This window comes from Eikenella sp. (assembly GCF_057315495.1).
Window position 1 is genome coordinate 1 of the sequence record NZ_DBHKXY010000046.1, and the last position, 18,113, is coordinate 18,113.

Sequence of the window (18,113 nt, forward strand, 5' to 3'; positions counted from 1 at the left end):
TGCAGGATAAGGCTTGCGTGGGGGGCTTTAGCACCTTTTTTGTTACTTATGCCGAAAAATTAGAGGTGCTGATTTGTGGGCTGTGCAGAGATCGTGTGCATTACATTTTAAGGAGGCATAATGAAGAAGGTAATTTGTATGTTGGCGTTATTGGTAGTAAATGGTTTTGCTTGGGCGGATGGATGGATAAGTGAGGAGGTTTCAACAGCAAGCGGAAACTCGGGCGTGGTTATGTTGCAGCAACAGGCTGAGCGAAGCGATATGAATGCCCAATTTACTTTGGGTATGGCTTATGAGCATGGGTTGGGTGTGGAGCGGAATGCTGCGTTGGCGCGGAAATGGTATGAGGCAGCATCATCGCAGGGGCATATAGTTGCACCATATCATTTGGGGTTAATGTATTACCAGCCTGAATCTGGCAGGCCGGATTATGTTCGGGCTAGGCAGTGGTTTGAAAAGGCTGTCATGCGCGGGATGCCGCCAGCTATGATGTTTCTGGCAGGTATGTACCGGCATGGGTTGGGGGGAGAGCGGGATGATCGGCGTTCGGTAGAGCTGGATGAACAGGCGGCACTACGAGGTTATCCGGTGTCACAAAATAGTTTAGGTTTGATGTATTTGGAGGGAGTGGGGAAGCCTCAAAATTATGCACTGGCCAAACAATGGTTTGAGCGGGCGGAGGCGCAGGGTGAAAGTGCAGGGGCGTTTAATCTCGGCAGAATGTACCTCGAAGGATTGGGTGTGCGGTCGGATATCCATACAGCCATGCGCTGGTTCGAGCAAGCGGCGGCACAGGGGAACCAAGATGCACAAGTGATGTTAGGCAAGATTTATTATCGGGGAGTGGAGGGTGTGTTGCCTAACCGTGCGGTAGCTATTGGATGGTTTGAAAAAGCTGTGACCCAAGGAGATGATGAAGCAAGGCGGATCTTGCAAGATATTCGTGCTGGTGGGGAGTGAAAGATTTAGCTGAGGCAATCTGTTAGAGTTAAAGCAACTATTTCTTCCTGCTATCTTGGCTTGCCTTGCTGTGTTGCTTGCTGATGAAACGTTAAAGGCTACCTGAAAAATATTTTCAGGTAGCCTTCCGTCTCTAAGCAGGGAACTATTCGTCTTCCTCATCCTCGTCTTCTTCATCACCCAAATCCACTTCTTCCAGCGGAATCAGCCGAGTGCGATAGCGCAGTTTGTGATAGAGGTAGAAACCGAAGAACACGGGCAGGCCCATATAGGTTACTACAATTCGTTCCCAATCCACGTCGCCATGCATCACCAGCTGAGTATCCTGACCCAAAATCACCAACACACACAGCACCAGCGCAATCAGCGGACCGAAGGGGAACCATTTGGCACGGTAATCCAAGTCTTTCAACTCGAAGCCTTGGGCGATATAGGCGCGGCGGAAACGGTAGTGGCTGATGGCGATGCCCAACCAGGCAATGAAGCCAGTGAGGCCGGAGGCCGCCACAATATACTGATACGCGCCGTCGTTAAAAATCTCGATGAGAAACAGCGCCATCACCACCACCGCGGTGGCCAACACCGCCCGCATCGGCACGCCGAAACGGTTTACCTTGCGAAAACCTTTAAACGCCATACCGCTTTTGCCCATGGCATACAGCATACGAGCCGAAGCATACATGCCTGAATTGCCGGCAGAGAGAATAGAAGTGAGGATGACCGCATTCATCACCGCTGCCGCCATGGCCAAGCCGGCGCGTTCAAATACTAGTGTAAACGGCGATTTGGCAATTTCTTCCACGCTTTCCGCGCCCAACAACTCCGGGCTGGTATAGGGAATCAGCAGGCCGATCACCAAAATAGCCAGAATGTAGAAAATCAGGATACGCCAAAACACCTGCTTCACGGCTTTCGGGATGCTCTCTTTCGGGTTTTCCGATTCACCGGCAGTGATGCCGATCAGCTCGGTGCCCTGAAACGAGAAACCGGCAATCAGGAACACGCCCAGCATGGTTAAGAAGCTACCTGAAAAACCATCGCCCAAAAACGGCGCGTCGCCCACGGTAAAGTTGGTCACCCCCACATAGTCGCCACCAAGAATACCGAAAATCGTCAGCATGCCCACCCCGAGGAAGACGACAACCGTAATCACCTTAACCAGCGAAAACCAATATTCCGATTCGCCGAAAGCTTCTACTGATAATAAATTCAGCAGCACAATCAACCCGAAAAACAGCAGGCTCCAGCCCCAAGGCGGCATAAAGCGCATCGGTTCCCAATACGTGATTACCAAGGCTGAAATAGAAATGTCTACTGCTACGGTGATGACCCAGCTAAACCAATAATTCCAGCCCAAAGCATAACCCAACGAGGGATCAACAAACTTGGCGGCATAAGTGGAAAACGAGCCGGACACCGGCAGATGGGTCGCCATTTCGCCCAAGGAAGTCATCAGGAAATACACCATCAGGCCGATGGCGGCATAAGCCACCAATGCGCCGCCCGGGCCCGCCATATGGATGGCGCTGCCGCTGGCCATAAACAGGCCGGTGCCGATGCTGCCACCGATGGCGATCATCGAGAGATGACGGGTTTTCAGGTTGCGGCGGATTTTGTTTTTGTTGGCCTGCGTGGCAGCAGGAGTGGCCGCGGTTGAAGGGTTTGGATTCGGTGTACTCATGCTCTATTTCTCCCAACCAGGCTGCCTGGCGGCAACCAAACCGAAACGGAAACCTTAGCAAAACTGTAGAATTTGCGAAGATCTCAACCTTAATTTTTGGTGCATTATAGGCATAATCGCCACCTGGTAAAACCACTAAAACCAGCAGTTAAATCAAATGAGCAAAAGATACGTTTTTTTTAATAGAAACACTGCTCTAAATAAGATATTCCAATTTGTCTGAAAATGGCTTAATACAAAGCTTTCCGTGAAATTTTTGATCTGTCGAACTTGGCTGCAATAACGTGTCATAAACACCACATCCACAAGGTGTAGGAAATCGTCGCGTTGCTTACACTTTTTCTACGGCGGATAGCTTTTGTTTTTGCTTGAATGATTCTTAGGCAGATATCCGTCATTATCAAGAACAGAGCGGTTTTCCCGTGTCTATCGACATTCTTGACGATGCCGGATAGATGCTCAACCAGGTCTTCAAGCAAAAGCCGAAAGTGTAAACAACGCTGTTGATTTCCACATTTAGGCTACCTGAAAACTGTCTATTTTCGATATTTCGTTTTCAGGTAGCCTTTGGCTCTAGCGATTACGCCAATCCACGCCGCAGGCGGCAGCCATTTCGATGGCGGCTTCGGGAGCATGGCTGCCGGCGGAGTAGGACTGAGGCTCGGGCTGGCGTGTCGCCCAGTCGTCGAGCACGGGTTGGAGCCAGTGCCAGGCGGCTTCGAGTTCGTCGCTGCGCATGAAGAGGGCGAGTTTGCCGTCTATCGCGTCGAGCAGCAGGCGCTCATAAGCGTCGGCACGACGTTCGGGGAAGATTTTGAGCAAGTCCAAATCCAGTGCGGCTTCGTGCACGCACAGGCTGGTGCCGGGGGCTTTCATTTGCAGGAACAGCTTCACGGATTCCTGCGGCTGCAGACGCACGCTGATGCGGTTGGGCGAGCCGCCGCAGCCGAATACGGGATGGGCCTCCGGCCAGAAATGGAGCACGATTTCGGCCAGCCGCCCGGCCATGCGTTTGCCGCTGCGCAGTAGGAACGGCACGCCGCGCCAGCGCGGGTTGTCGATTTCGGCGCGCAGGGCGATGAAGGTTTCGGTAAGGCTTTGCGGGGATACATTGGCTTCTTCGCGGTAGCCGCACACGTTTTCGCCCCGGATTTGGCCGGCGGTGTATTGGCCGCGCACCACGTCGGCGCGCACGCTGTAGGCGTTGAAGGGCTTGAGTGCGCGCAAGACGTTGAGCTTGGCGTTGCGCACGTCGCTGTCGCCGAGTGAGAGCGGTGGCTCCATGGCGGTGAAACACAAAAGCTGCAACAGGTGGTTTTGCAGCATATCGCGCAGGGCGCCGGTTTGGTCGTAGAACTCGCCGCGTTTTTCCACGCCGAGCTCTTCGGCAATGGTGATTTCCACGGCGCGGATTTGGGCGGCACACCACAATGGCTCGAACAGGCGGTTGGCAAAGCGCAGGGCGAGCAGGTTTTGCACGGGCTCTTTGCCTAGATAATGATCGATGCGGTAGATCTGCTCTTCGCGGAAGAAGGCGGCCACGGCGGTGTTGATGCTTTGCGCGGAGGCCAGGTCGTGGCCGAGCGGTTTTTCCAGCACGATGCGGGTTGCGGGGCGGTTCAGCCCGGCGGCGGCCAGATGGCGGCAGATGGGCATGAAATAGTGCGGCGCGGTAGAAAGGTAAATCACCAGGACGCGGCTGTTTTGCCCGGCTTCGGCGCCGAGCAGGGCGGCGAGGTGGTGGAATTGTTCGGCGTTTTCGGCGTCTACGGGCAGATAGTTGATGCGTTGGCAGAAGGTGTGCCACGTTTCAGCTTCGAGGTTGGGAATATGCGGCCGGGCAGATTTCTCTACTTTTTTCAGGTAGCCTTCCCGCCCTAAATCGCGGCGGCCGAGGCCGATAATGCGGCCGCCCGGGTGCAGCGTGCCGGCGGCGTGGGCTTGATAGAGGGCGGGCAGCAGCTTGCGCATCACGAGGTCGCCGGTGCCGCCGAAGAAGACTATATCGAAAGGAGTGGGCATGGTTGGATAGGCCGTTAAGAAAAAACAGGCGCATTATAGCCCCGCCGTCAGGCTACCTGAAAATTTAGCATCGGCTCAGGTACAATACGGCGTTTTCATTTGATACGGGCACACCACCATGTTTAACCACAGCGAGCAAACCCTGCGCGATGTTTGCGCCCAAGCCATCGAGCTGGCCAAAGCCGGCGGCGCCACCGCGGCCGAAGCCGATGTGAGCGAATCCATCGGCCAATCCGTGCAGGTGCGGCTGCAGGAAATCGAGCACATCGAATACCAGCAAGACAAATCGCTCGACCTCACCGTGTATGTGGGCCGTCGCAAAGGCCGCGCCAGCACCGCCGATTTCTCCCCAGCCGCCATTGCCGATACCGTGCGCGCCGCGCTCGATATTGCCCGCTACACCGCCGAAGACCCCTGCGCCGGCCTGGCCGAAGCCTCCCTGATGGCTACCGAATTTCCCGATTTGCAAAGCTACCACGAATGGCCGCTGAGCACCGCCGAAGCCGCCGAGCTCGCCCGCCGCAGCGAAGCCGCCGCCCGCGCCGCCGATTCCCGCATCACCAATTCCGAAGGCGCCCACATCCAAACCGGCCATTATCAATATGTGTACGGCAACAGCCACGGCTTTATGCAACACCAACGCAGCAGCCGCCACAGCCTGTCTTGCAGCGTGGTAGCCGGCAGCGGCAGCGGCATGCAGCGCGATTATTGGTACGATCTCGCCCGCAGCAGCGCCGATTTGGACTCGCCCGAACACATCGGCCAAACCGCCGCCCGCCGCGCCGTGCAGCGCCTCGGTGCCAAAAGCCTGCCCACCGGCAGCTACCCCGTGCTGTTCGATGCCACCGTTTCAGGTAGCCTTATCGGCCACCTCGCCGGCGCACTCAGCGGCGGCGCGCTCTACCGCCAAACCAGCTTCCTGCAAGACAGCATCGGCCGCCAAATTCTCCCCGCCGCCCTCAGCCTGCGCGAAGAGCCGCACCTGCCCAAAGCGCTGGCCAGCACCGCCTTCGATGCCGAAGGTGTCGCTACCCGCCCCCGCTTCGTGATTGAAAACGGCATCATCCAAGGCTACTTCCTCAGCAGCTACAGCGCCCGCAAACTCGACCTGCCCACCACCGCCAACGCCGGCGGCGCCCACAACCTCATCCTCAGCCACACCCACCAAAGCCAGGCCGAGCTCCTGCGCGAAATGGGCAGCGGCCTGCTCGTTACCGAGCTCATGGGCCAAGGCGTCAACACCCTCACCGGCGACTACTCGCGCGGCGCTGCCGGCTTCTGGGTGGAAAACGGCCAAATCGCCTATCCCGTGCAGGAAATCACCATCGCCAGCCGCCTGCAAGACATGCTGCCCAACATCGCCGGCGCCGCCAACGACGCCCTCAAACGCAGCGCCCACAAAACCGGCTCCCTGCTGCTCGAACAGATGACCGTAGCTGGGCATTGAGCGGGCGTGTGCCGGATGCGGTGAAAGAGGCTACCTGAAAATACAAAACCCGATCTTCCAAGGCCGCGGGCGTGAGTATCCACCACAACGGTATAGACCCGTCCGTTGCGTTTCAGAATGCCGAAGACAACCACTTTTCCTGCCGCACCGCGACCACGTCTGCCTTTACGCCGTCCGCCGAAATAGCTTTCGTCCAACTCGACAGAGCCCTCAAAAACCTCATCGGCAGCCAAGGCCAAGTGATAGTTGATAACCGTGCGGATTTTACGGTAGAACAGTGCTGCCGAATTGGGATGGATACCCAAAATATCGGCAGCGGAACGGGCGGTAACTTGGAGCACAAAAAATTCAAGTAGTTTCTTTTGAACTCTCTTGCCTAATTTACAATTGGTTATCTGCATTTTCGTAGCCTAGCATAACTGCTAATCTAGTACAGCCCCTTTTGAATTATGTGATGGTGATGATACCGGAGTTTGTGGGGGTGAAATATACGTCGGCAGCCAGCGCCACCACGATTATCGGTTTGAGCCCGATTTTAACGGTGTTTATCGGCCACTTCTTTTTCCGCGACCGGGCGCATTGGTTTGTGTGGCTGTGCGGGGTGGCGGCGTTTGCCGGGGTGGCGCTGCTGATTGCGGGCGGCAAGAGCAGCGGGGAAATCAGCCTTTGGGGCTGCACGCTGGTGATGCTGGGCAATACGGTATTTTTTGCGGTATTGCGCCCTTCGCAGAAGATGATTGAAAAGGTGGGTGTGCAGGCGTTTACTTCGATAACGATGGCGGTAGCGCCGCTGCTGTGCCTGCCGGCCAGTTTGACGCTGGCCGACAGCCTGCATATCGATTGGAATTGGCGCGGCACGCTGGGGCTGGTGTATTTGGGGGTGTGCTGCAGCTGGCTGGCCTACAATTTGTGGAATATCGGGATGAAAACAGTATCGGCAAACTTTTCAGGCATTTTGTCGGCACTGGGGCCGATTTTCGGGGCGTGGCTGGCGGTGCTGATTTTGGGCGGGCAGATTTCGGCGCTGTCGTGGTTGGGGATTGTGCTGGTGGTGGCGGCTACTTTGGCGGCGGTGTTTGTGCCGAAGTGGTTGAGGCGTAGGGAAGCGGCGCAAGGGGTGCACTATGTGGAATAAATAGGCCAAGGAAAAGGCTACCTGAAAACGTGTGCGACAACGAAGTTTAAACGCAGCACAGCAAGCTCCAAGGTTTCAGGTAGCCTCATCCGCAAAACAGGCCGCTCCGATTAGGAGCGGCCTGTTTGTTTACAGCCTAAGGCTTAGTGATGGCAACCGCAAGCTTTCATGTCGATAACCATACGGCCTTGGATTTTGCCGTCGCGCATTTCTTGGAAAATGGTGTTGGCTTCGTCCAGTTGGCGCAGCTGCACCACGGGCACCACGATGCCTTCGGCGCCGAATTGGAAGGCTTCTTCCAAGTCTTTGCGTGTGCCCACCAGAGAGCCGACCACTTCGATGCCGTCCAGCACTAGGCGCGGAATCGACAAATCCATGGTTTCGGGCGGCAGGCCAACAGCTACCACGCGGCCGCAAGCGCGCACGCAATCCACGGCGGAATTGAATGCAGCGCGGGAAACGGCAGTTACCACGGCAGAGTGTGCGCCGCCGGTTTTCTCTTGAATGAACTTAGCGGCGTCTTCTTTGGCCGGATTCACGATCAAATCAGCGCCGGATTCTTTGGCCAGTGCCAGTTTGTCGTCGTTGATGTCCACGGCGATCACGTGTGCGCCGAATACTTTCTTGGCGTATTGCACGGCCAGGTTGCCCAAACCGCCGGCGCCGTAGATGGCAATCCACTGACCGGGCGCAGCGCCGGCCACTTTGATGGCTTTATAGGTGGTTACGCCGGCGCAGGTGATGCTACTGGCCTGGGCGGGATCGAGGCCTTCCGGCACTTTCACCGCATAATCGGCTTTCACCACGCAGTGGGTGGCCATGCCGCCGTCGGCAGTGTAGCCGGCGTTCAGCACGCTGCGGCAGAAGGTTTCGCGGCCGGTGATGCAGTATTCGCAGTGGCCGCAGCTGGCAAACAGCCAGGCAATGCTCACGCGGTCGCCCACTTTCAGGGTGGTTACATCGGGGGCAATCTGCTTCACGATGCCGATGCCTTCGTGGCCGAGCACGCGGCCGGGTTTTTTACCGTAGTCGCCGGCAGCCACGTGCAAGTCGGTGTGGCACACGCCGCAGTATTCCACTTCCACCAGCGCTTCGCCCGCGCCCACGGCAGGGATGTCGCGCTCAACGATTTCTACGTTACCGTCGCATTGGGGGGTAACAACTGCTGCTTTCATTTTCATGGCTATGATCCTTGTGCTAATTAGTTGATTAGGGGGACTACTCAATCGTGAGTGTGCACTTTTTTCAAGCTGGTAGTCAAGGCTTAAAGGCAAAATAACTTATTGATTTAAATAATATTACATTATAACTCTCACTTAGATTGGCTTGCTTAAACAGAGGCTACCTGAAAGCAGCGTGGGCAGGGTGGATGGCGTAGTTTGGCAGCGCCGGGTTTCGCTTGTTTTACGGCTGGCGGCTAGCAATTATTGCGATATTATTTTTGCCGAAGCATACGGTTTTTGACGGATGGCGAAGCTTGCGCTTTCAGGTAGCCTGCCTGCTGTTTCATTTGCTAGAATGCCCATTCCTCAACCACTTTGCCGCGATGCCCGCCATGTCTGTTTACACCAGCGTTTCCGATCAAGAAATCCGCCAGTTTTTAGAAGACTACGATTTAGGGAGCTTCGTGTCGCTGCAAGGCATTGCCCAAGGCGTGACCAACAGCAACTACTTCCTCGACACCGACCGCGGCCGCTATGTGCTCACCATCTTTGAAGTGCTCACCCGCGAAGAGCTGCCCTTTTTCATGGATCTGAGCCAGCACCTCAGCCGCAACGGCGTGGCCTGCCCTGCGCCCATTCCCCGCCGCGACGGGCGCTTCGACAGTACGCTTGCCGGCAAACCCGCCTGCCTCGCCACCTTCCTCAACGGCCGCGACACCGCCGTGCCCGAAGTCGCCCAATGCTTCCACACCGGCGCCATGCTCGCCAAGATGCACATTGCCGGGCAGAGTTTCGGCCAAAGCATGCCCAACCCGCGCCATGCCGCCTGGTGGGAAGCCGAAAGCCGCCGCCTGCTGCCTTGCCTGAGCAGCGAAGATGCCGCACTGCTGCAAGACGAAATCGCCTTTCTCGCCGCCCACCCCGACAGCCACCTGCCCCACGGCATCATCCATGCCGACCTGTTCAAAGACAACGTGTTGCTCGACGGCATTCAGGTAGCCGGCTTCATCGATTTCTACTACGCCTGCAACGGCAGCTTCATGTACGACCTCGCCATCGCCGTAAATGACTGGGCGCGCCTGGCCGACAACCGTATCGACCCGCAGTTGCAGCAAGCCTTTATGCGCGGCTATCAAAGCGTGCGCCCCCTCACTCCCGCCGAACAGGCCTACCTGCCCATCGCCCACCGCGCCGGCTGTATCCGTTTCTGGGTGTCCCGCCTGCTCGACTACCATTTTCCGCAGGGCGGCGAAATGACCTTCGTGAAAGACCCCGACGTTTTCCGCGACCTGCTGCTCTATTTCCGCCAAAGCCCCGCCCCCGCCGCTGCCGACCAAGCCCCGTTCAACCTCGACGGCAAAGCGTTCCAACCCGCCGAAGCAGGCCATGCAGGCGAAACGCCCGAACGCTGCCGCTTCCGCCAAGACGGCGACACCGTGTGGGCGGAATACCAAGGCGGCGGCATCCGCAAAGGTTTCCTGCTCGGCCGCTACACCGACCGCAGCAGCATCGCCTACACCCGCCAACACCTCACCCGCGCCGGAGCAGCCCACAGCAGCAGCGGCCGCCTGCGAATCGAAACCCTGCCCGATAGCCGCCTGCGCCTGCATTTGTTCGGCGAAGACGGCGAAGCGGTGTGGGAGGAGTGTGCATCGTAAGTCGGAAGGGATAGGGAAAGGCTACCTGAAAATTTTCAGGTAGCCTTTTTGATTGCTGCTAATACTATATCGCCACTGGCGCTTTGATGTGCGGGTACGGGTCGTAGTTCTGCAGTTCGAAGTCTTCAAAGCGGAAATCGAACAGGTTTCTCACTTCTTGGTTGAGCTGCATTTGCGGCAGGGCTCGCGGCTCGCGGGTGAGCTGGAGGCGGGCTTGCTCGAAGTGGTTGCTGTAGAGGTGGGCATCGCCGAAGGTGTGGATGAACTCGCCGGGCGCGAGGCCGCACACTTGCGCCGTCATCATGGTGAGCAGGGCATAGCTGGCGATGTTGAAGGGCACGCCGAGGAAGACGTCGGCGCTGCGCTGGTAGAGCTGGCAGGAGAGGCGGCCTTCGGCCACGTAAAATTGAAACAGGGCATGGCACGGGGGCAGCGCCATTTCGTCGACAAGGGCGGGGTTCCAGGCGGATACGATGAGGCGGCGGCTGTCGGGATTGCGTTTGATTTGCTCGACAACGTTGGCGATTTGGTCGATATGCCGGCCGTCGGGGGCGGGCCAGGAGCGCCATTGGTAGCCGTATACGGGGCCGAGGTCGCCGTTTTCGTCGGCCCATTCGTCCCAGATGGAGACGTTGTTTTCTTTCAGGTAGCGGATGTTGGTGTCGCCTTTGAGAAACCAGAGCAGCTCGTGGATGATGGAGCGCAGGTGGAGCTTTTTGGTGGTGAGCAGGGGAAAGCCTTGGGCGAGATCGAAGCGCATTTGGTGGCCGAATATGGAACGGGTGCCGGTGCCGGTGCGGTCGGATTTGTCGGTGCCGTGGCTGAGGATGTGCTGCATGAGGTGGAGGTAGGGTTGCATGGTGTGATTGGGTTGGGTGTCGAAATGGGGTGTATTGTACACGTTTGAGGGTGTGGGGAGGAAAGGGAAAGGCTACCTGAAAACGTAGCGCAGCGAAGTTTCTGCGTGGCTAAAACGTGGCGCATTGAGGTTTCTGCGCAGTTAAAGTTTCAGGTAGCCTTTTTATGGGAATGATCAGAATGCTGGTGCGTTGGCTCGCCGCCTTGCTTTATGCGCATTTTAGTCTGCTATAGCGGGTACGGAGGCTATTCCAAGTCGAAGCAGCCGACTGTTTCGACGTGGGCGGTTTGGGGGAACATGTTGACGATGCCGGCGTTTCGGAAGCGGTAGCCTTTGCTCACGAGTACGGCGGCATCGCGGGCGAAGGTGGCGGGGTTGCAGGAGACGTACACGATGCGGCGGGGGAGATAGGGGGCGTGCAGGGCTTGGACCAGGGCATAGGCGCCGCTTCGGGGCGGGTCAAGCAGGATTTTATCGAAATAGCCCCAGCCGGCAACGGTGTGTTCGGTGGTTTGGAAGAGGTCGGCGCTTTGGAACTGGGCGCGTTCGTCGAGGTGGTTGAGGCGGGCGTTTTGGCCGGCACGCTCGGTGAGCGCGGGCGAGCCTTCGATGCCGATCACTTGTGCGCCGGCGGCGGCAATGGGGAGGCTGAAGTTGCCGAGGCCGCAGAAAAGGTCGGCGATGCGTTCGCCGGGTTGTGGTTGCAGCAGCTGTATGGCGCGGGCAACGAGCAGGGCGTTGGCGGCGGGGTTGACTTGGGTGAAGTCGCCGGGGCGGTAGGGTAGGGTGAGGGCGTATTCGGGCAGGCTGTAGCTGAGTTGGGGGCTGTCTGGCAGGAGGGGTTGGGCGGGCTGGTGTGGGGTTTGCAGCCAGATGTGCCAGTTGGCGGGCAGGCTTTGGGCGTGTTGGATGAGGTGGACGCGGGCGGCTTTGGGAAGGTGTTCGATGTGTAGGGTAAGGCTGTTGGCGGCGGGGCTGTGGTGCAGTTCGATGGTGCGGATGGGGGTGTGCAGGCGGTTTAGCTGCTGCAGCAGGGCGCGGGTGTTGCCCAGTTGGCTGGCAAGCCGGGGGGCGAGGATGGGGCATTGTCGGATGTCGACAATGCGGTGGCTGCTGCGGCTTTGGAAGCCGAGGATGGTGCGGCCTTGGCTGTGGTGGGCGCTGAGGCGGGCGCGGTGGCGGTAGCCCCAGGCTTGTCCGTAGATGGGGGGCAGGAGGTATTGGGGGCGGACTTTGCCGAGGCGTTGGAGTTGGTCTTCGAGGATGCGTTGTTTGTAGGCTACCTGAACGTTGCTGTGGACGTGTTGGAGGGTACAGCCGCCGCATTGGCTGTAGTGGGGACAGGCGGGGGTGGTGCGGTAGGGGGAGGGGGTGAGGATGCGGGTGGCTTGGGCTTCGTCGAGGTGTTTTTTGCTGCGGGTGATTTGGTAGGCAACGGTTTCTTGGGGCAGGGCGCCGGTGATGAAGGTGGTTTTGCCGTGGATGCGGGCTACGCCGCGGCCTTCGTGGTCGATGCTGTGGATGGTGGCGGTGTTCATGGTGTGGGGTGTGGATATAGTGAATTAACAAAAACCAGTACAGCGTTGTCTCGCCTTGCCGTACTATGTGTACTGTCTGCGGCTCGCCGCCTTGTCCTGATTTTTGTTAATCCATTATAGATTGAGACTACCTGAAAGCGGGATTGGGGTTTCAGGTAGCCTCTGTTGATTATTCATGGTCGCCAATTTGGGGCGGAGCCTCTTCCTGGCTGGGAATGCGGTAGCTTTCGTCGGCCCAGGTGCCCAGGTCGATCATTTTGCAGCGTTGGCTGCAGAAGGGGCGGTAGGGGCTGTTTTCGTTCCAGGGTACGGGCTTCTGGCAGGTAGGGCAGGGTACGGTGGGCTGGGTCATGGTTTGTCGGTGATGGGGTCGAAGCTGCACATTTTGAGCTGGAAGGGGATGTCGGTGTCGATCTGTTTTCCGCGCGGACTGTCTTGGGTGGCTTGGGTGAAGCGGATGTGGGTGAAGTATTTGTTGGCGGAAATCTCGGGCAGGGTGTGATGGGATTGGGCCACATCTACGGTGAGCATGTGGATGTTGTTGCCGAGCTTGGTGTTTTGATAGTTGCCTTGGCGGGCGAGGCATTCGAGGCGGATGCTGTTGCGGCGCAGGATGCGCAGCAGCAGGGAGATGGCGTCGCCGGTGGGGGTGAGGGAGCGAATCCAGCAGCCGAGGTCGGCCACGCGCTGCTCAAAGGGTAGTTGCAGCCAGTAGTGATAAGAGGGGAGGTCGAAGGGGCTGGTGCCGCCGGATACGAGCATGCGCTGCTTTACGCCCATGAGCCATTCGTTTTCACGCAGGTGTTGGCCGAATTTTTGCTGTACTTCTTGCAGATTTTGGGTGGCTTGATAGAGGTCGTCTTGCTCGGGGGTGGAGTCGTATTGCTCGCGTTCGGCCTGGGAAATCTGCTGGCGTTGACGTTCGAGCTCTTGCAGGATGTCGAGCTTGAGTTCGGCGCGGGAGGCGCAATCCATGATTTCGAACAGGGTGCCGAGGGCGGCGTGGTGTGCCCAAGGCTCTGGGTGGCTGACGGTGGCGTTGAAGCGGGAAAAGAGGTGCTCGAGGCGCAGGAAGTTGCGGATGCGTTCGGACAGGGGGTGTTCGAAGGTGATGATGGCGGACATGGTTCAACTACCGAATAATTGTTGGTAAATAAGGTGTTGCCGCTCCACGGCGGCGGCAAGCTCGGGTAGGCCGGCTTCGTTGCTGATGAGGTCGTCGGCAATGCTGCGGCGCTGTTGGCGGCTGGCCTGGGCGGCGAGAATGCCGTTAATCATATCACGGGTAAGGCCGCTGCGTTCAATGGTGCGGCGGATTTGTGTTTCTTCGCTGCAATCGATAACGAGAATACGCTGGAGAATGCTTTGAAAAACAGGTTGCTCGGCAAGCAGGGGGATTTCGATGATGCCGTAGGTGGCTTGGGGGTATTGCTGTTGGCGCGCGCGAATTTCGGTGAGGATCAGCGGGTGGAGGATGCTTTCAAGCTTGGCTTTAGCTTCGGGGGATTGGAAAACGAGTTGGCGCAGAGCATCGCGCTTGAGGCTACCTGAAAAATCGAATACGGCCTCACCGAAGGCAGCACGGATGGCAGGGAGGGCAGCTCCGTCGTTTGCGGTGAGGACGCGGGAGACGGCATCGGCATCAATCAGCGGCACGCCGTGTTGGGCAAACAGGCGGGCAGCGGTGGATTTGCCGCTGCCGATGCCGCCGGTGAGGCCGACCCAGGCGGTCATATCAGATGAATCCGGATTTGTGCAGCCACCATTGGATGCCTTGTAGGATATAGCTGTTGGCAGCGAAAACCAGCCAGCCGGCAATGGCGAGCGCGGGGCCGAAGGCAATGGGCTGGCCTTTGGCGGCACGCATTATCAGGGCAGCAACGAGACCGACCAAGGCGGCCACGAAAACAATAACGGGTAGGGTACTAACGCCGAGCCAGGCACCCAGTGCGGCGAGCAGTTTGAAGTCGCCATAGCCCATGCCCTCCTTGCCGGTGATGAGTTTGAACAGGTGGAACAGCAGCCAAAGGCTCAAATAGCCAACCACGGCGCCGAGCAGTGCTGATGGCAAGCTGACGAAGCCGACTTGCCAGTTGAACAGCAGGCCGAGCCAAATCAGGGGCAGGGTGAGCTGGTCGGGCAAGAGCTGGGTGTCGGCATCGATAAAGGTGAGGGCAACCAGCACGGCGGTGAACACGAGGCCGCCAAGGGTGAGCCAAGTGTAGCCGTAGCGCCAGGCGACGATGCCAAAAAGGATGCCGGTGAGCAGCTCGACGGCGGGGTAACGCCAGCCGATGGGGGTGCGGCAGCTATGGCATCGACCACGCAGCAGCAGGTAGCTGATGATGGGGATGTTCTGCCACGGTTTTACCGGGCTGCCGCATTTGGGGCAGCGCGAGGGCGGGGTGCTGATGTTGAACTGTTTTTGGTCTTCTTCGTCCAGCGGCAGTTCGAGATGCTGTTTGGCCGCGATGCGCCATTGTTTCTCGAGCATGACCGGCAGGCGGTAGATAACTACGTTGAGAAAGCTGCCCACCAGCAGGCCGAGCAGGATGGCGAAGGGGATGTAGATTTCGGGATCAAGATTGGTCATAGGCGTGGTGTAGGTATGTTTTCAGGTAGCCTGTGGCAGGCTACCTGAAAGATAAGATGGATGGTTAATGGATATGGATAGGTTAGCCAACCACGTTACCCAAGTTGAACAAGGGCAGATACATGGCAACCAGAATCACACCGATGATACTACCTAATACCACCATAATAATCGGTTCCATCAGAGAAGATAGTGTGGCTACGGCATTGTCTACTTCTTCTTCATAGAACTCGGCAGCTTTATTGAGCATATCATCCAGTGCACCAGATTCTTCACCAATTGAGGTCATTTGCAAGACCATATTGGGGAATAGGTCGGTTGAGCTCATGGCGGTAGTTAACGAAGTACCTTGATTAACTTGATTTCTAATGCTTCTAGTGGCTTCTTCGTAAATGATGTTGCCGGAAGCACCACCTACAGAATCTAGTGCCTCTACCAACGGAACGCCGGCAGTAAACAAGGTAGCGGTGGTACGAGCCCAGCGAGCAATTGTACCTTTTTCTACAATATTACCGAAGATAGGCATTTTGAGCAGCATGCCATCAACCCGTTTTTGCAAGTCAGGGGAGCGTTTATGCCACTGAATAAATCCGGCAACAGCGGCAATCATGATGATAATAACTAACCAGCCCCAAGCTACCATGAAATCGGAAATACCCATCATGAATTGAGTTAGTGCCGGCATAGGGGCATTCATACCGTCATATACTTTTTTGAATTCGGGCAATACGAACATCATCATGATCATAACCAATACGATAGCTACCACTACTACGGCAATCGGATAGGTTAATGCACTTTTAATTTTTTTCTTGATGGCAAGGGTTTTCTCTTTATACACAGCCAGTTTGTCAAGCAAGCTTTCTAGTACACCACCTGCCTCACCCGCATCCACCAAGTTGCAATAAAAGGCATCAAAATATTTGGGGTGTTTGCGGAAGGCATTGGCCATGGATGTACCTTGCTCGATGTCGTTACGTACTTCCATTAAGAGCTTGGTCATGGCGGCATTAGAGTGGCCTTTTGCTACAATATCAAATGCCTGCATGACTGGTAGGCCAGCTTTCATCATGGTGGCCAACTGGCGGGTGAATACAGTAATGTCGCCCTGGGTAATTTTCTTTTCACGAACTTTTTTCTTTTTATGTAGGCTGATAACCTTAACGCGGCGGCGGGCAAGTTTGGCACGGGCATCCTGTTCGTCTTTGGCGACTACTTCGCCACGGACGATTTGCTCGGACTCCATGTGCCGGCCTTCAAATTCGTAGCTCACTCCCGCCACTTTTTTATTGGATTGGTTTCGTTTGTTTGTAGCCATGATGATTCCCTTTTAAATGAACGGACTTCACTAGTCGTTAGTGGTGGCAAGAATTTCTTCTAAGGTAGTAATGCCTTGCATTGCTTTCAAAATGCCGGCTCGGCGTAAGTCCACCAGCCCGTCGGCATAGGCTTGCTCGGCAATATCCACCTCGGTGCCGTTATTGATGATGATTTTCTGCATAGCATCAGTAACCGGCATGATTTCATATACACCGGCTCGGCCTTTGAAACCTTTGCCTTTGCAACGGTCGCAACCCACCTGACGGTATAGCTGCCAGTCGTCCTTGGCTAAGTCTTCTTCGGTGAAGCCGACTTTCAGCAAAGCCTCGGCTGGCGGACGCTCGATCGGTTGTTTGCAGGTGCACAGTCGACGCACCAAACGCTGAGCCATAATCAGATTAACCGAGCTGGCGATATTGAACGGTGCTACCCCCATGTTCAACATACGGGATAGCGTGGCTGGAGCATTATTTGTGTGTAGGGTAGAGAACACCATGTGACCGGTTTGCGCAGCTTTAATGGCGATATCGGCAGTTTCCAAGTCGCGAATCTCACCCACCATGATGATATCCGGGTCTTGACGCAGGAATGCTTTCAATGCTGCAGCAAATGTCATGCCCTGTTTATCGTTTACGTTTACCTGATTGATACCGGGCAAGTTAATCTCAGCTGGGTCTTCGGCGGTGGAGATGTTTACGCTATCGGTATTCAAAATGTTGAGGCAGGTATACAGCGACACGGTTTTACCCGAACCGGTCGGACCAGTTACCAGCACCATGCCGTACGGACGGTGGATGGCTTCCAACAGCAATTCTTTTTGGAAAGGTTCGAAACCCAGTTGGTTGATATTCAGCGTGGCGGCATCCGAGTTCAAAATACGCATTACAATTTTTTCGCCGAACAGTGTGGGCAACGTATTCACACGGAAGTCGATGGGTTTTTGGTTTTTATTGAACTGAAGCTGGATACGGCCGTCTTGCGGAACGCGCTTTTCGGAAATATCCATTTTGGACATCACCTTGATACGTGAGGCAATTTGTCCACGAATATTTAGTGGAGGTTGTACCACTTCGCGCAGCTGGCCATCGGTACGGAAACGGATACGCGCCATTTCTTCGTAGAATTCGAAATGAATATCGGATGCACCGGTGTTGAGGGCATCAGACAGCACTTTGTAGATGAATTTGGCAATTGGACCGTCTTCTTCATCATCATCTATTTTAAGCGCTGCTGGTGCGGTCAGACCGGTTGTGTCAGCAGAGATCTCATCCAAAATAGCCGTAGATGTTTGGCTGGCGAACTCCAGTAGGCGGTCTAGTTGTTCATCGTTTACCAAAATCAGGTCGACAATCAGGCCGCTGGGGAAAACAAGTTTTTGGTATGTTTGCAACAAAGTAGGGTCTGAGACACCTAAAAACAGTTTTTGCCCACGCTTGAATAAGGGGATACAGCGGTGCTCGGTCATCTGGCTGTCATTGAGCACGTCCGGCACCATCATACTGCGGGAGTAGAGGGACAAATCCAAAATCGGATAGTGGAACAGCTTGGCTAGAAGCAGTGCCAAATCTGCCTGCTTGATAATGCCAGCCTCAGCTAGCATGGGAATGATATTTTTGTTTTGATTAACTTTTTCTCGGTATTTTTCAACCTGATCCTGCTCAATCAGTTTGTTTTGAAACAGGATGCGCAATAGTCCGATGCTCATATATTTGCCTGAGTAAAGTAGAACGGATTTTA

16 protein-coding genes and 2 pseudogenes are annotated in these 18,113 nt (G+C 56.2%); 6 read left to right on the plus strand and 12 right to left on the minus strand.

Going from position 1 to position 18,113, the window contains the following annotated elements:
* Positions 1 to 194 (plus strand): hypothetical protein (locus tag ACO6EE_RS07940; RefSeq protein ID WP_485960467.1); only part of this gene is annotated, 194 nt, incomplete at its 5' end.
* Positions 139 to 960: a tetratricopeptide repeat protein gene (locus tag ACO6EE_RS07945; protein ID WP_485960469.1), complete on the plus strand. Its 822-nt coding sequence runs from the start codon at positions 139 to 141 to the stop codon at positions 958 to 960. The genes ACO6EE_RS07940 and ACO6EE_RS07945, both read left to right, overlap by 56 nt.
* 145 nt (positions 961 to 1,105) lie before the next feature.
* Here the strand turns inward: ACO6EE_RS07945 and ACO6EE_RS07950 are convergent, their stop codons facing one another.
* Together ACO6EE_RS07950 and zwf are read right to left on the minus strand one after the other, a co-directional pair.
* The gene (locus ACO6EE_RS07950) at positions 1,106 to 2,641 is read right to left on the minus strand and encodes an amino acid permease (RefSeq protein WP_485960471.1); all 1,536 of its coding nucleotides are present in this window, start codon (positions 2,639 to 2,641) and stop codon (positions 1,106 to 1,108) included.
* Between the two features lie 573 nt (positions 2,642 to 3,214).
* Positions 3,215 to 4,663, minus strand: coding sequence for a glucose-6-phosphate dehydrogenase (gene zwf / locus ACO6EE_RS07955; protein ID WP_485960472.1), 1,449 nt, complete (start codon positions 4,661 to 4,663; stop codon positions 3,215 to 3,217).
* Positions 4,664 to 4,781: 118 nt separating this feature from the next.
* On the opposite strand from zwf, the gene pmbA reads away from it, so the two are divergent.
* Positions 4,782 to 6,110: a metalloprotease PmbA gene (gene pmbA / locus ACO6EE_RS07960; protein ID WP_485960474.1), complete on the plus strand. Its 1,329-nt coding sequence runs from the start codon at positions 4,782 to 4,784 to the stop codon at positions 6,108 to 6,110.
* A 77-nt stretch (positions 6,111 to 6,187) separates the two neighbouring features.
* Here pmbA and ACO6EE_RS07965 read toward each other — a convergent pair.
* Positions 6,188 to 6,511: pseudogene (locus ACO6EE_RS07965) on the minus strand (transposase); the annotation flags it as partial.
* Positions 6,512 to 6,564: 53 nt separating this feature from the next.
* Here ACO6EE_RS07965 and ACO6EE_RS07970 point away from each other — a divergent pair.
* Positions 6,565 to 7,245: a DMT family transporter gene (locus tag ACO6EE_RS07970; protein WP_485960476.1), complete on the plus strand. Its 681-nt coding sequence runs from the start codon at positions 6,565 to 6,567 to the stop codon at positions 7,243 to 7,245.
* A gap of 143 nt (positions 7,246 to 7,388) precedes the next feature.
* Here ACO6EE_RS07970 and adhP read toward each other — a convergent pair whose 3' ends face one another.
* Complete coding sequence (gene adhP / locus ACO6EE_RS07975) at positions 7,389 to 8,426, minus strand: alcohol dehydrogenase AdhP (RefSeq protein ID WP_080984521.1); 1,038 nt, start codon at positions 8,424 to 8,426, stop codon at positions 7,389 to 7,391.
* Positions 8,427 to 8,800: 374 nt separating this feature from the next.
* Between adhP and thrB the strand changes: the two are divergent.
* Positions 8,801 to 9,718, plus strand: a pseudogene (thrB, locus tag ACO6EE_RS07980) (homoserine kinase); the annotation flags it as partial.
* Positions 9,701 to 10,066, plus strand: a complete 366-nt coding sequence (locus ACO6EE_RS07985) for an avidin-fold protein (RefSeq protein ID WP_485960653.1) — start codon at positions 9,701 to 9,703, stop codon at positions 10,064 to 10,066. The pseudogene thrB and the gene ACO6EE_RS07985, both read left to right, overlap by 18 nt.
* A 64-nt stretch (positions 10,067 to 10,130) precedes the next feature.
* Here ACO6EE_RS07985 and ACO6EE_RS07990 read toward each other — a convergent pair whose 3' ends face one another.
* From ACO6EE_RS07990 to pilB, 8 genes are all read right to left on the minus strand, one after another.
* Entirely contained in the window at positions 10,131 to 10,925 is a 795-nt protein-coding gene (locus tag ACO6EE_RS07990) for a thymidylate synthase (RefSeq protein ID WP_485960477.1), read from the minus strand.
* 245 nt (positions 10,926 to 11,170) lie between these two features.
* Positions 11,171 to 12,463, minus strand: coding sequence for a 23S rRNA (uracil(1939)-C(5))-methyltransferase RlmD (gene rlmD / locus ACO6EE_RS07995; RefSeq protein WP_485960479.1), 1,293 nt, complete (start codon positions 12,461 to 12,463; stop codon positions 11,171 to 11,173).
* Between the two features lie 169 nt (positions 12,464 to 12,632).
* Positions 12,633 to 12,815 (minus strand): DNA gyrase inhibitor YacG, encoded by a 183-nt coding sequence (gene yacG, locus ACO6EE_RS08000; RefSeq protein ID WP_070630173.1) that lies wholly within the window; start codon positions 12,813 to 12,815, stop codon positions 12,633 to 12,635.
* Entirely contained in the window at positions 12,812 to 13,588 is a 777-nt protein-coding gene (gene zapD, locus ACO6EE_RS08005) for a cell division protein ZapD (RefSeq protein WP_485960481.1), read from the minus strand. The genes yacG and zapD overlap by 4 nt, the downstream gene beginning before the upstream one ends.
* Before the next feature lie 3 nt (positions 13,589 to 13,591).
* Positions 13,592 to 14,197, minus strand: coding sequence for a dephospho-CoA kinase (gene coaE / locus ACO6EE_RS08010; protein ID WP_485960482.1), 606 nt, complete (start codon positions 14,195 to 14,197; stop codon positions 13,592 to 13,594).
* Position 14,198: 1 nt separating this feature from the next.
* Positions 14,199 to 15,056: a prepilin peptidase gene (locus ACO6EE_RS08015; RefSeq protein ID WP_485960484.1), complete on the minus strand. Its 858-nt coding sequence runs from the start codon at positions 15,054 to 15,056 to the stop codon at positions 14,199 to 14,201.
* Positions 15,057 to 15,138: 82 nt separating this feature from the next.
* Positions 15,139 to 16,374 carry a type II secretion system F family protein gene (locus ACO6EE_RS08020; protein WP_485960485.1) on the minus strand — a complete coding sequence of 412 codons (1,236 nt, stop codon included), beginning with the start codon at positions 16,372 to 16,374 and terminating at the stop codon, positions 15,139 to 15,141.
* A 30-nt stretch (positions 16,375 to 16,404) separates the two neighbouring features.
* Positions 16,405 to 18,081, minus strand: coding sequence for a type IV-A pilus assembly ATPase PilB (gene pilB / locus ACO6EE_RS08025; protein WP_485960486.1), 1,677 nt, complete (start codon positions 18,079 to 18,081; stop codon positions 16,405 to 16,407).
* Positions 18,082 to 18,113 lie beyond the last annotated feature (32 nt).

Excerpts from the sequence above, each read along its gene's own strand:
- ACO6EE_RS07945 (WP_485960469.1), top strand. The coding sequence starts at position 139 with ATGTTGGCGTTATTGGTAGTAAATGGTTTTGCTTGGGCGGATGGATGG.
- ACO6EE_RS07950 (WP_485960471.1), bottom strand. The coding sequence starts at position 2,641 with ATGAGTACACCGAATCCAAACCCTTCAACCGCGGCCACTCCTGCTGCC.
- zwf (WP_485960472.1), bottom strand. The coding sequence starts at position 4,663 with ATGCCCACTCCTTTCGATATAGTCTTCTTCGGCGGCACCGGCGACCTC.
- pmbA (WP_485960474.1), top strand. The coding sequence starts at position 4,782 with ATGTTTAACCACAGCGAGCAAACCCTGCGCGATGTTTGCGCCCAAGCC.
- ACO6EE_RS07970 (WP_485960476.1), top strand. The coding sequence starts at position 6,565 with ATGGTGATGATACCGGAGTTTGTGGGGGTGAAATATACGTCGGCAGCC.
- adhP (WP_080984521.1), bottom strand. The coding sequence starts at position 8,426 with ATGAAAATGAAAGCAGCAGTTGTTACCCCCCAATGCGACGGTAACGTA.
- ACO6EE_RS07990 (WP_485960477.1), bottom strand. The coding sequence starts at position 10,925 with ATGCAACCCTACCTCCACCTCATGCAGCACATCCTCAGCCACGGCACC.
- rlmD (WP_485960479.1), bottom strand. The coding sequence starts at position 12,463 with ATGAACACCGCCACCATCCACAGCATCGACCACGAAGGCCGCGGCGTA.
- yacG (WP_070630173.1), bottom strand. The coding sequence starts at position 12,815 with ATGACCCAGCCCACCGTACCCTGCCCTACCTGCCAGAAGCCCGTACCC.
- zapD (WP_485960481.1), bottom strand. The coding sequence starts at position 13,588 with ATGTCCGCCATCATCACCTTCGAACACCCCCTGTCCGAACGCATCCGC.
- coaE (WP_485960482.1), bottom strand. The coding sequence starts at position 14,197 with ATGACCGCCTGGGTCGGCCTCACCGGCGGCATCGGCAGCGGCAAATCC.
- ACO6EE_RS08015 (WP_485960484.1), bottom strand. The coding sequence starts at position 15,056 with ATGACCAATCTTGATCCCGAAATCTACATCCCCTTCGCCATCCTGCTC.
- ACO6EE_RS08020 (WP_485960485.1), bottom strand. The coding sequence starts at position 16,374 with ATGGCTACAAACAAACGAAACCAATCCAATAAAAAAGTGGCGGGAGTG.
- pilB (WP_485960486.1), bottom strand. The coding sequence starts at position 18,081 with ATGAGCATCGGACTATTGCGCATCCTGTTTCAAAACAAACTGATTGAG.